This is a genomic window from Rhizobium sp. BK602 (genome assembly GCF_014195095.1).
Classification (GTDB): domain Bacteria; phylum Pseudomonadota; class Alphaproteobacteria; order Rhizobiales; family Rhizobiaceae; genus Rhizobium.
In genome coordinates, this window is the sequence record NZ_JACIBC010000001.1 from 86,352 (window position 1) to 98,335 (window position 11,984).

12 protein-coding genes are annotated in these 11,984 nt (G+C 61.0%); 7 read left to right on the forward strand and 5 right to left on the reverse strand.

Features of this window, described 5'->3' with window-relative positions; genetic code table 11:
* Positions 1 to 7 precede the first annotated feature (7 nt).
* The 3 genes from choV to FHX11_RS00440 form a co-directional block, all read right to left on the reverse strand.
* Complete coding sequence (gene choV / locus FHX11_RS00430; RefSeq protein WP_184353950.1) at positions 8 to 1,057, reverse strand: choline ABC transporter ATP-binding protein; 1,050 nt, start codon at positions 1,055 to 1,057, stop codon at positions 8 to 10.
* On the reverse strand, positions 1,054 to 1,899 hold the full coding sequence (gene choW / locus FHX11_RS00435; protein WP_348649681.1) for a choline ABC transporter permease subunit: 846 nt from the start codon (positions 1,897 to 1,899) through the stop codon (positions 1,054 to 1,056). Before choW ends, choV begins: the two co-directional genes overlap by 4 nt.
* 179 nt (positions 1,900 to 2,078) lie before the next feature.
* The gene (locus tag FHX11_RS00440) at positions 2,079 to 3,035 is read right to left on the reverse strand and encodes a choline ABC transporter substrate-binding protein (protein ID WP_184353953.1); all 957 of its coding nucleotides are present in this window, start codon (positions 3,033 to 3,035) and stop codon (positions 2,079 to 2,081) included.
* Positions 3,036 to 3,269: 234 nt separating this feature from the next.
* Here FHX11_RS00440 and FHX11_RS00445 point away from each other — a divergent pair, with 234 nt between their 5' ends.
* The 5 genes from FHX11_RS00445 to FHX11_RS00465 all read left to right on the forward strand — a co-directional run bounded on the left by FHX11_RS00445 (position 3,270) and on the right by FHX11_RS00465 (position 7,312).
* On the forward strand, positions 3,270 to 3,851 hold the full coding sequence (locus tag FHX11_RS00445) for a thymidine kinase (protein ID WP_184353955.1): 582 nt from the start codon (positions 3,270 to 3,272) through the stop codon (positions 3,849 to 3,851).
* Between the two features lie 93 nt (positions 3,852 to 3,944).
* Entirely contained in the window at positions 3,945 to 4,331 is a 387-nt protein-coding gene (locus tag FHX11_RS00450; RefSeq protein ID WP_184353957.1) for a cytochrome c family protein, read from the forward strand.
* Between the two features lie 69 nt (positions 4,332 to 4,400).
* Positions 4,401 to 4,790, forward strand: coding sequence for a VOC family protein (locus tag FHX11_RS00455; protein WP_184353959.1), 390 nt, complete (start codon positions 4,401 to 4,403; stop codon positions 4,788 to 4,790).
* Between the two features lie 106 nt (positions 4,791 to 4,896).
* Entirely contained in the window at positions 4,897 to 5,943 is a 1,047-nt protein-coding gene (locus tag FHX11_RS00460) for a hypothetical protein (RefSeq protein ID WP_184353961.1), read from the forward strand.
* Between the two features lie 229 nt (positions 5,944 to 6,172).
* The gene (locus FHX11_RS00465) at positions 6,173 to 7,312 is read left to right on the forward strand and encodes a DUF2333 family protein (RefSeq protein ID WP_184353963.1); all 1,140 of its coding nucleotides are present in this window, start codon (positions 6,173 to 6,175) and stop codon (positions 7,310 to 7,312) included.
* Positions 7,313 to 7,399: 87 nt separating this feature from the next.
* Here the strand turns inward: FHX11_RS00465 and FHX11_RS00470 are convergent, their stop codons facing one another.
* Positions 7,400 to 8,128: a LuxR C-terminal-related transcriptional regulator gene (locus FHX11_RS00470; protein ID WP_184353965.1), complete on the reverse strand. Its 729-nt coding sequence runs from the start codon at positions 8,126 to 8,128 to the stop codon at positions 7,400 to 7,402.
* 348 nt (positions 8,129 to 8,476) lie between these two features.
* Between FHX11_RS00470 and FHX11_RS00475 the strand changes: the two genes are divergently transcribed.
* Positions 8,477 to 9,553 (forward strand): hypothetical protein, encoded by a 1,077-nt coding sequence (locus FHX11_RS00475; RefSeq protein WP_246780860.1) that lies wholly within the window; start codon positions 8,477 to 8,479, stop codon positions 9,551 to 9,553.
* Between the two features lie 15 nt (positions 9,554 to 9,568).
* On the opposite strand, the gene FHX11_RS00480 is transcribed toward FHX11_RS00475, so the two are convergent.
* A complete protein-coding gene (locus tag FHX11_RS00480) occupies positions 9,569 to 10,078 on the reverse strand; it encodes a TIGR00645 family protein (protein WP_184353967.1) in 510 nt (169 codons plus the stop codon).
* A gap of 173 nt (positions 10,079 to 10,251) precedes the next feature.
* Here FHX11_RS00480 and FHX11_RS00485 point away from each other — a divergent pair, with 173 nt between their 5' ends.
* Positions 10,252 to 11,934, forward strand: coding sequence for a formate--tetrahydrofolate ligase (locus FHX11_RS00485; protein ID WP_184353969.1), 1,683 nt, complete (start codon positions 10,252 to 10,254; stop codon positions 11,932 to 11,934).
* The last annotated feature ends 50 nt before the right edge of the window (positions 11,935 to 11,984 follow it).

The window sequence follows — 11,984 nt, forward strand, 5'->3', positions numbered from 1 at the left end:
GCGCGGACTACTCCTTCCGCCGGTGACTGGTCAGGCCAGCCACGACGTCCTGAGCGGAAATCGTCCCGATAATCGCACCATTGTCAACGACGCCGATATTGCCCGGCTGGCGCGTCAGCGCGTCGAGAATGTCGATCAACGGCGTGGTTGCCGCCGCCGTGCCGGTGACGGAGCCGCTGGCGGGGGGATGGCCCACGCCCTGCTGCATGACGTCGCGCGCCGTCAGCATGCTGATCGGGTTCATATGCTGGACGAAATCCGCCACATACTGATCGGCAGGGTTCTTGACGATTTCCTGGGGCGTGCCGCACTGGATGATGTGTCCGCTCTCCATGATGGCGATGCGGTTGCCGATGCGGAAGGCCTCGTCGAGATCGTGGCTGACGAAGAGGATCGTCCGCTTCAGGCGGCGCTGGAATTCCAGAAGCTCGTCCTGCAGACGGGTGCGGATCAACGGGTCAAGCGCCGAGAACGGCTCGTCCATGAGCAGGATGGGTGCTCCGGTGGCAAAGGCGCGGGCAAGGCCGACGCGCTGCTGCATGCCGCCGGAGAGTTCGTTGACGCGGCGGCTGGCCCATTGCGTCAGGTTGACGAGTTCAAGCTGCTCGTCGACGCGTTTCTTGCGCTCAGGCTCCGGCACGCCGGCAAGCTCCAGGCCGAAGCCGACATTGTCGGCAACCGTGCGCCAGGGCAGCAATGCGAATTGTTGGAATACCATGGAGACCGTGTGCATGCGCAGGTCGCGCAGCGTCTTGGGACTACAGTCATAAGGATTGACCGGCCCGGTCTTGGTGTTGACGACGACATCGCCGCGCACGACCGGCGCCAGGCCGTTGACGGCGCGCAGCAGCGTGGACTTGCCGGAGCCGGACAGCCCCATGAGCACGAGGATTTCGCCTTCCTCGATTTCCAGCGAGGCATTGGCGACGCCGAGCACCAGGCCGGTCGCCTTGCCGATCTCGTCACGGGTCTTGCCTTCGTCGGCGAGCTTGAGCGCCGCCTCGGGACGATCGCCGAAGATAATGCTGACATTGTTGAAGCCGACGGCGGTGGTCATGAGTGGTCTCCTTCGCCGGGGGCACGGAACATGCGGTCGAGAATGATCGCGAGAATGACGATGCAGGCGCCGGAATCGAAGCTCTTGGCGACGTTGACGCTATTCAGCGCGCGCAGAACCGGCACGCCGAGACCCGGAGCGCCGACGAGGGCGGCGATGGACACCATCGACAGCGACAGCATGATCGTCTGCGTCAATCCGGCCATGATCTGCGGCGTTGCGAAGGGCAGTTCCACCTTGCGCAGCACCTGCCGGGGAGTCGCGCCGAAGGATTCGGCTGCTTCGACGAGGGATGGCGGCGTCGAGATGATGCCGAGGCGGGTCATGCGGATCGGCGCGGGAATGGCGAAGACGACCGTGGCGACGAGACCGGGCACCATGCCAAGGCCGAGCAGGATCATCGCCGGCACGAGATAGACGAAGGTCGGTATGGTCTGCATCAGGTCGAGGATCGGCCGCATGAAGGCGTAGAGCCAGGGGCGGCGGGCGGCGGCGATGCCAAGGGGCACGCCGACCAGCATGCTGACGAAGGTCGAGGCCAGCACCAGCGCCAGGGTCTCCGTCGTTTCCTTCCAATAGCCCTGGTTTATGGTGATCAACAGGCCGATCAGGGTCAGGATGGCGACCGGAATGCTCCGGCGCAGCCAGTAGGCGACAGCCGCGAAAACAACGACGACGATCAGCGGATGCGGCACCTGCAATATGAAAAGCAGCGCCTTGATCACATGCGCGACAAGGAAGGAAAGCCCGTCAAAGAACCACGTGACATTCGTCGTCAGCCAATCCACGACGGCTTTTGCCCATGGTCCGATGGGGATGCGATAGTCGGTTAACCAGTTCACGTTTTTGCCCACTCTTGGGGCGGCTGTTCCGGACGTCTTGGGTCGTTCCGGATAGGGCCGCCGGAGAATAACGGCCTATGGCGCGACATGGGATATTGCCCGATGCACGGCACCACAGGAGGGAAACAGTCCGTTCACCGAAGAGAAAGGGGCGGTTGAGCCGCCCCTTGTCCCCGATGTTACAGGCCGAGCTTGGCCTTGACTGCCGCGAGCCCGTCGCCGCCGTCCTTGGTGGTGACGCCAGCGAGCCAGGGCGTGATTGCCGTGGGATTGGCCTTCAGCCATTCCGTCGCAGCCGCTTCCGGTTCCTTGCTGTCGTTCAGGATCTTGCCCATGATCTCGTTTTCCATCGGCAGCGAGAAGACGAGGTTTTTGACGAAAGTACCGACGTTCGGGCACTCCTGCAGATAGCCGGCACGGACGTTGGTGTAGACTGTCGCACCACCGAAATTCGGACCGAAGACATCGTCGCCGCCGGTTAGATAGGTCATCTTGTAGGTGGTGTTCATTGGATGCGGAGCCCAGCCGAGGAAAATGATCGGCTTGCCTTCCTTGTCGGCGCGGGCCACCTGGGCGAGCATGCCCTGTTCGGAGGATTCGACCACTTCGAAGCCCTTGAGGCCGAAGGTGTTCTTGTCCACCATGTCGATGACCAGGCGGTTGCCGTCATTGCCCGGCTCGATGCCGTAGATCTTGCCGTCCAGCTCATCCTTGTGAGTGGCGATATCCTTGAAGTCCTTGATGCCGAGTGCTGCGCCCTTTTCGTTGGTTGCCAGCGTGTACTTGGCTCCCTCCAGGTTGGCGCGGACGGTTTCGACCGACTTGTCTTCGGCAAACGGCTTGATGTTCTCGGCCATGGAGGGCATCCAGTTGCCGAGGAAGACGTCGATGTCCTTGTTTTTCAAGGATTGATAGGTCACCGGCACGGCAAGGACCTTGACGTCCGTGTCGTAGCCGAGGGCCTTCAGAAGGATGGAGGCCGTCGCCGTGGTGGAGGTAATATCCGTCCAGCCAACATCGGCGAAGTGCACGGTGCTACAGCTGGCCGCTTCGGCTGCGGAAGCTGCGGTTGCGCCCAGCGTAAGCGCGGAAAGGGCTGAAGCGAAGGCAATTGCGGTAAAAGTCGTTTTTATCATTGCGTGACTCCCAGTCTAACGTTCCCAAGCAACCACCAATAACCGACATTTTCAAGCGACCACAGCGTATTTGCGCCGGTTTGCGGGGGCTGATTGCGACGCGTGCATTTTTCCTGTCCAGTATCGCCGTGCCGTTACCTTGCCGCGTGAGTCCGCGTTAATTCCTGTGGTTTTTGCCGACGGCATCTTTTCATCACGCGGCGGAGCACCCATGAAGCGGGCAAGGAGAATGTCATGGCCAAGCTCTATTTCCATTATTCGACGATGAATGCCGGCAAGTCGACCATGCTGTTGCAGGCCGCCTATAATTATCAGGAACGCGGCATGCGCACCGCGGCTTTCATCGCGGCGCTGGACGATCGTGCAGGCCGCGGCAAGATTGCGTCGCGCATCGGCCTGACGATGGACGCCATGCCGTTCGAGGTTTCGGACGATCTTTATGCGCTGGTCGAGGGCATGCATGCCGACGAGCCGCTGGCCTGCGTCTTCGTCGACGAAGCGCAATTCCTGTCGCGCGAGCAGGTCTGGCAGCTCGCTCACATCGTCGATCGCCTCGGTCTGCCAGTCATGGCCTATGGCTTGCGCACGGATTTCCATGGAAGACTGTTTCCCGGCTCGCAGGAGCTGCTGACCATCGCCGACGAGTTGCGCGAGGTGCGGACGATCTGCCATTGCGGGCGCAAGGCGACGATGGTCGTTCGCCTGGATGCCGCCGGCAAGGTGGCGCGCGAGGGCGCGCAGATCGAGATCGGCGGCAGCGACAAATATGTCTCGCTCTGCCGCCGGCACTGGGAAGAGGCGATGGGGGAAGAATAGGCGGGCCGCGTCATTGCGTCATCCGGCCGGCGGCTGCGAATGGCTTTATGATTGCCGCAATGGGGATGATTGTCGCATCTCGTGGGAGGAAGCATGAAATCGCTCTGTCTGATGGCCGCGGCCGCGGTTTTACTCTCCGGTTCGGCGGCCCTGGCCGATGGTGACGCGGTCGCCGGTGCGGCGGTCTTCAAGAAATGCGCCGTCTGCCACACCGCGACCCAGCATGAGAACCATGTCGGGCCGTCGCTGATGGGTGTCGTCGGCCGCCCGGTCGCCACCGTGCCCGACTACAGCTACTCATCGGCGATGAAAGCCTTCGGAGCCGACGGCAAGGTTTGGGACGAGGCGCTGCTCAAGAAATATCTGCCCAGTCCGCAGTTCCTGGTGAAGGGCACGAAGATGACGTTCCAGGGCTTGAAGAGCGACAAGGATGTCGACAATGTCATCGCCTATCTGAAGAATCCGGCCGCGGCGCAGTAAAAGGGACGAGTTTCGCCGTGCTCCCATTTTTTCTGCACGCCTGTTTCTCAACCCTATCGGTGAAAAGCGATGCGTTTCGTCAATCCCATCCCGTTTGTTCGCGACATCAACCGTTCAAGGGAATTCTATAGCAAGCGGCTCGGCCTGAAGATCATGGAAGACTTCGGGAATTTCATTCTTTTCGAAACAGGCTTTGCGATCCATGAGGGACGGTCGCTCGAGAAGACGATCTGGCGGCAAAACATCCATCCGCTGGAGTCTTACGGGCAAAGAAACCTGCTTTTGTATTTCGAACATGAGGATGTCGATGCCGCCTTCGCAAAAATCGCGCCGCATGTCGATCTGATCCATCCCGTCGAAAAGCAGGAGTGGGGGCAGAGGGTCTTTCGCTTCTATGATCCGGATGGACACGCGATAGAAATCGGCGAACCGCAGGATGCGATGCCGAAGGGCGATTGAAACGGGAAGAGGTGCGGGTCGCCTGGCGATATCATGCAGCTCCGGCATTTTCTTCGCACCTATAAGCGGTTAGTCTCGCCGATAACGGCAATTGAGAGACGCTTTCATGGTCAAGGCGCATTCCCTCGACGGCGAGATCGATAAGACGGAGGCGACGCTCGACGACGCGATCAAGAGCTTGGACGTGGCAAATACCGTCCTTGCCGGTCACGCCAGGGGTGACACACGTCCCGATGCCATCAATTTCCCGGTTGAGGAAGCGCTGGCACGCGAGGTCACGGAGTTGCTCGATCGCTGGAAATCCCTGGGCGCCGCGCTGGTCAAGGAGCTCGACCGGATGACGGCAATCGTCGAGCTGCAGTACCGGCAATCGCTCGGCGAGAAAATCGATGGCGGTTCCACCGGCCTGTTCCGCCGCGGGATCGGGCACAGCCACCTCAAACCGGCGGCGATCCTGGCCGATCTCGATGCGGCACTTGCGGTTTCCGCCTCGCTGGCCGAGCTGTTCCGGCGCGCGCGGCCGGTGCTGGCTCGGGCGTTTCGGGACTATGAAGCACATTTGACGCGGGTCATCGAACGGCGGCGGCATCTCGATTTCGATATCGAGACTGCGCGTTTGCAAGCTGATGGCTTGGCTCCGAGGATCGAGGACCGACGGGCCGGCGCCCTGTCGGCGCGGGACGAGGATGCGAAATCCGAGCTGGAGGCGGATCATCGGCGGCTGCTGGCCGAACATGATGTCTTGCGGCAGCGGGAACGAGTCCTGCAGCCACGGCGGTCGGCGCTTCAGCGGCTGATCGATATCTACGAGACCTTGGCGGGCGCGCTGAACGGGCAGGTGGCCGCCGTCAATGCGATGGCGGCGAAGCTCGCCGTCGATACCGAACAGCGCATCGCTCTGATGAAGGCTCTGGCATCGGACGCCGTGCCGCCATTGCCGGTTGTCGAAAGATCCGCTCCGGTCGCAGCGCTGATCGCCGCCTTCGAGGCGAATGTGCTCGCCGGGTACGATCTCGCGACGCGCAAGGCACATGTCGACAGCGTCTTTGCCAGGCGGCTGGAGCCTCCGCCGCCAGCGGAACCGGTGACCGAAGAGCAGGCCCAGGACGAGACCGGGAGCGAACCCGCGTCATCGTCCGAGATTGAAAAATGAAAACAGCCGGTTGCCGTTCCCGATGGAAACACATATCTGCTGAGGCGCGACTATATCGCGCGGGTTCAAGGCGTATTGCGCCTTTGCGTGTCGAGCGACACGCGGCGCCTTCAAGTGCGTCGCGATCTTTCAGATTCGCTACCCGCGCTTTAGGTCTTTGATTTTGCGCATGTCGTGATCGCAAAACCGCTGCAACACTCTTGCGCGACATGCTTTAGAGGAGACATCCATGCTTGATTCGATTGCTGCGTTCTTCAGGCGGATCGGCGCCGCCATTGCGCGCGGCCTGGGGCTTCTCGTCGCCTGGATCGTCTGGCCTTTCCTCGCTGCACACGGCTGGTATCAGCGGCGCAACTGGCTGATCAAGCTGCCGATCGCCGCCTTCGTGACTTTGATGGCGGTCCTCTACATCTACTTTATCTGGCAGACGCAGGTCTGGAGCGGCTTCGATGCCAATTATCCCAGTGTCTACAGGTTTGCCGATCGCAAGGTCGGGGCGGGGCAGGAGCTGCCGGCAACGAGCGGGCAGCAGGTCGCAGCGACCGCGCCGAAAGCCTGCCAGACCTCGGGGACGGTTGATGTCACCGCCGATCTTATCGATTTCAACGTCAACCAGAATGCCTGGATCTCCTCGATGCTGCTGTTCAAGCTCGGCTTCTTCGGCATGAGCTGGGACGATACGCCTTTCCTCGACAACAAGGCGGCCTTTCAGCGCGGCGTGAACCAGGCGGTGCGGCGCACGTCGGTGGAGCTGGTCGATACGCTGGGTCGCGTGCGCGGCACATCCGGCATCAACGGCGACCTGCAGAGCGCCCGCGGCAACCTGCAATTCGATGAGGCGAGCTGGTATTTCGGCCTGCGTCCCTTCGGTCCGAAGACGCCGACGCCAAGCTACTATCGCGCCGCGATCACCAGCCTGCGCAAATTCAACACGGATCTCGGCACCTGCAATGCCGTCTTCGACAGCCGCGCCGACAACCTCCTGCAATTTATCGACCGCGTCGCCAACGATCTCGGCAGCACGTCGGATATCCTGGCGGAGAGGTCGGAGAACCACAATTACGGGTGGTTCGACATGCGCGCCGACGACCGCTTCTGGTTCGCCTATGGTCAGCTCTACGGTTATTACGGCATTCTGAGCGCCGTCGGCGCCGATTTTAAGCAGGTTATCACCGAGCGCAATCTCGGCACGCTTTGGTCGGGGACCATGAAGCAGCTCGAAGCGGCACTGCGCATTCAGCCCGCGATCATATCGAACGGGCGCGAGGACGGCTGGATCATGCCGAGCCATCTGGCGACAATGGGCTTCTATATTCTGCGCGTGCGTTCCAATCTGGTGGAAATGCGCAGCGTGCTTGGCGGTCGATGAGACGCCGTGGCGATCGTCCACAACGGCGATCGCCCACGCTCTACGGCATGGGTGCGGGGGCTGCGAATTTAAGGGATGTTGTGAAGATCAGGTGATCAGTTTCAGCCGGATCGCCTTCGCGACGAGCTGCGTGCGGTTGACGCAATCGAGCTTCTTGATCGCATTCATCATGTAGGCGTTGACCGTGTGGTCGGAGAGGGACAGGATCTGGCCAATCTCGACGGAGGTCTTGCCCTGGGCGGTCCAGCGGACGACTTCCAGCTCGCGGGCCGAAAGCGTATGAGCGGCGGCGCTGTCGCTGCGCTTGAGGCAATTGTAGGTGTCGAGCGCCTGCAGCGCGATCATGGTCAGCTCGTTGAGCTCGCTCTGGCCAAGACTGCTGCGATTGCCCATGAACCAGAAGATCAGCCGCTGCCCTTCGGACGAGTTGATGGGCATGACGATCCCCATAGGGCAATCATGCGCCGTCAGGAGCGTGCACAGCTCGCGCGGCAGATCCATGCTGTGCGTACCCTTTTCCACGAGGTGCCAAGCGCGCGGCATGACGGAGTCGCGGGCACGCAGCAGCATCGGGCAACGACGCAGCAGTTGCTGGCGGTCGAAATCGCGCAAAAATTGCGCGGGCATCGAACCTTCGATGATCAGCGGCGCCAGCATGGAATCTTCTGAAACCGGGGCAGTCATCAATGCGACGCTGCTGAAGCCGAAGGCGGAGCGCGTGCGCTCCAGCGCCTGAGCAAAAGCCGTCTGCGTCCGGGCTGTGGCCAACTCGGCGGAAAGCAACAGTTGTCTCTCAGCAGTGATGAAATAGGACATATATAGAGGCGCCCACAGCGTGTTGTCGCTATCAAATACTGGATTTCCAGGCGAATGCTAGACGCAAAAATACCACATATCCAGTAATAATTTCATTTTCATATATTTTAATATTGTAAATTGCTGATTTGTAATACTTTTTTGGAAATGAACCCTATGAGGGCAAAAATCTTATTCCGTTGACTTCTTGCATTATAGCGTCGGCGCAGGTCTTGGGATGGCCAGCGAGGGGAGGATGATGACGGAGAAAAATTGCCGATAGACTTCCGCGCAAGCCTTCGTCAACATGGTCTTCAGCGGCCTGAGGCGCACAGCCTTAGCGTTCAAACGAGAGACTTGCCGCCCAGGATGAGCGCCCGTGAAAAGGTTGCCGCCGATGCCATGATGATCGCGACCGGCGGGCGGTTGATGCCGGTGTGCCTTGCGAAGGCGCAAAGCGATTGCTATCGGTTTGGCACGCAATCGCTTCCAGGCTTCCATTCCATGCATTTTCGCTTTTCACCACAGCTCGCAGCCTGGTCTTGCCGCCGGATTCTGTGGTTTCTGACGGCTGCCTGTCTTTCGGTATTTTTCGTTGGTTCGGCCGAGGCTGGCGGTCTTCAAGGCGGTCGGCCGATGGAATTCCTGCTGGTGCACGGCGACATGCCCGCCTGCCGTGTTGGCGATGGCTGTCCGGACTGGATCTCCGCCGAGGGGCAGATCGTGGCGGATTCGCCGGGGAAGCTGGGGAAGTTTCTGAAACGCCTTGGAAACCGCAGGCTGCCGATCGTCGTCAATTCGCCCGGCGGCGATGTCAGGGCGGCAATGGCGATGGCCGATCTGATCCGCAAGCGCAAGCTGGCGATCGCGGTCGGCCGGACCCGATCGCGCGATTGCCCCTATGACGAGCCGCTTTGCCAGGCGGCCCGCGCGAAGGACGGGTCCCTCCGTGGGACAGCGTTTTCGGCCGGCGCCATCTGCTTTTCGGCATGTCCCTTGTTTTTTGCCGGCGGCGTCGAACGCGTTTCCAGCCCCTTTGCCTTTCTCGGCGTGCACCAGATCACCACCACCTATAGCGAGGTGCGCGTTCAATATCGTACCGAATATGAGACGATAAACGGCAAGCGCAAGGTGCTCTCGAGGCAGGAGGTGGGGCGTAAATTCGTCGGCAAGTACGATACGACGAAGCTCGACAAGCGGCAAAAGGCGAGGCTGGTCGGTTTTCTCGGCAAGATGGGTATCGACGGATCGCTCGTCGACCTGATGCTCGGAACCGAACCGGCATCCATCCATGTCATTTCCCAGATGGATGCGTTGAGGCTGCGCCTGACCACGGAGCTCGCCGCCGCCGATCAGCTTGTAGCGGCACGCAATTGCAAGGACGATCAATCGATCGCGGAGTGCGCCGCGTCGCCGGCGACTATGCCGGCAGCCGTCGGGGAGTAGGAACTGCCCAGGCTGTCAGGCAGCCTTGCCTTTGGCCTTGGCCATGATCTTTTCGAGATATCCCAGCAAAAGGGCCGAGACGACGAAGGCCAGGTGGATGATGGTGAACCACATCAGCTTGCTGTTGTCGTATTGGGTGGCGTTGAGGAAGATCTGCAGCAGGTGGATCGATGAGATCGCCACGATCGAGGAGGCGACCTTGATCTTCAGGCTGCCGGAATCGAGCTTGCCGAGGAAGGAGACTTCGCCTTCGGCTTCATCGAAGCGGCTGACGAAATTCTCGTAGCCAGAGATCATCACCATGACGATCAGGCTCGCCACCAGGGCGGCGTCGATCAGGCCGAGAATGGCAAGGATCATGTCCGCTTCATCATATTGGAAGACGTTGATCGCGACCTTGTAGAACTTGTAGGCGAAGGAGACGGCATAGACCGCGAGCGAGGCGGCGAGGCCGAGATAGAAGATGACCAGAAGCCAGCGGCTGGAGAGAATGATGCGCTCGACCAGTAGTTCCAGGGACTTCATATCGTTTCCTTTTGTCCGTCCTGCATTTCGCGGCGCACAATAGGCGAGGCGCTTCCTGGCGGCAAGGTGCGAGCGTTTCGTTGAGGACAGCAACCCGCGGCTATTCACAGTGGATATTTATTGGGTTATCCCGACTGTAGGAACGGCTCAATGTTCAGGGCGGGAGCGGATCTATGGCAGCAACGGTGGCATCCGACATCGAAATCGCGCGCGCCGCGAAGAAACTGCCGATCGTCGAGATCGGCGTCAAGCTCGGCATTCCGGCGGAGGAGCTCGCACCCTACGGCCACGACAAGGCGAAGATCGGCGCGGGCTTCATCGCGTCGAAGGCGGGCAACAAGGATGGCAAGCTGATCCTCGTCACCGCGATCAACCCGACGCCGGCGGGTGAAGGCAAGACGACCACGACCGTCGGGCTTGGCGATGGGCTGAACCGCATCGGCAAGAAGGCGATCGTCTGCGTACGCGAGGCCTCGCTCGGTCCCTGCTTCGGCGTCAAGGGCGGTGCCGCCGGCGGCGGCTATGCGCAGGTCATCCCGATGGAGGATATCAACCTGCACTTCACCGGCGATTTCCATGCCGTCACCTCGGCCCATAATCTGCTGGCGGCGCTGATCGACAACCATATCTATTGGGGCAACGAGCAGAATATCGATGTGCGTCGCATCACCTGGCGGCGCGCCATGGACATGAACGACCGGGCGCTGCGCGACATCGTCGCCTCGCTCGGCGGCGTTGCCAACGGCTATCCGCGCGAGGGCGGCTTCGATATCACCGTCGCCTCCGAAGTCATGGCGATCCTCTGCCTGGCTTCGGATCTGAAGGATCTGGAAAAGCGCCTCGGCGACATCATCATCGGCTACCGCCGCGATCGCACGCCGGTCTATGCCCGCGACTTGAAGGCGGACGGTGCGATGGCGGTGCTGCTCAAGGACGCCATGCAGCCGAACCTCGTGCAGACGCTGGAAAACAATCCGGCGCTGGTGCATGGCGGCCCATTCGCCAATATCGCCCATGGCTGCAATTCGGTGATCGCCACGCGCACGGCGCTGAAGCTGGCCGATTATGTGGTGACGGAAGCGGGCTTCGGCGCCGATCTCGGCGCGGAAAAATTCTTCGACATCAAATGCCGCAAGGCCGGGCTTTCGCCGGACGCGGCCGTCATCGTCGCGACCGTGCGGGCGCTGAAGATGAATGGCGGCGTCAAAAAGGACGATCTCGGCCAGGAGAATGTCGAGGCCCTGGTGAAGGGCTGCGCCAATCTCGGCCGTCATGTCGCGAATGTCCGCAAGTTCGGCGTGCCCGTCGTCGTCGCCATCAATCATTTCGTCTCGGATACGGATGCGGAAATCGAGGCGCTGAAGAACTATGTCGCTCGCCTTGGCGCCGACGCGATCCTTTGCCGCCATTGGGCCGAGGGATCGGCGGGGATCGAGGAGCTTGCCCAAAAGGTGGTGGAGCTTGCCGAATCCGGCCAGGCGAAATTCCAGCCGCTCTATCCCGACAATCTTCCCCTGCTGGAGAAGATCGAGATCGTCGCCTCGAAGATCTACCATGCCGGCGAAGTGACCGCGGACAAGGCCGTGCGCGACCAGTTGCGCTCCTGGGAAGACCAGGGCTACGGTCATCTGCCCGTCTGCATGGCAAAGACGCAATATTCCTTCTCGACCGATCCGAACGTCCGTGGTGCGCCGGAAGGCCATATCGTATCGGTGCGCGAGGTGCGTCTTTCCGCCGGAGCTGGCTTCGTCGTCGCCATCACCGGCGAGATCATGACCATGCCGGGCCTGCCGAAGGCTCCGGCGGCGGAGCGGATTTTCCTCAATGATCAGGGCTATATCGAAGGATTGTTTTAAGTTCTGATTCTGGTGGAACTGGGCTTGTGCCGAGGGGACGGCTTCATGCC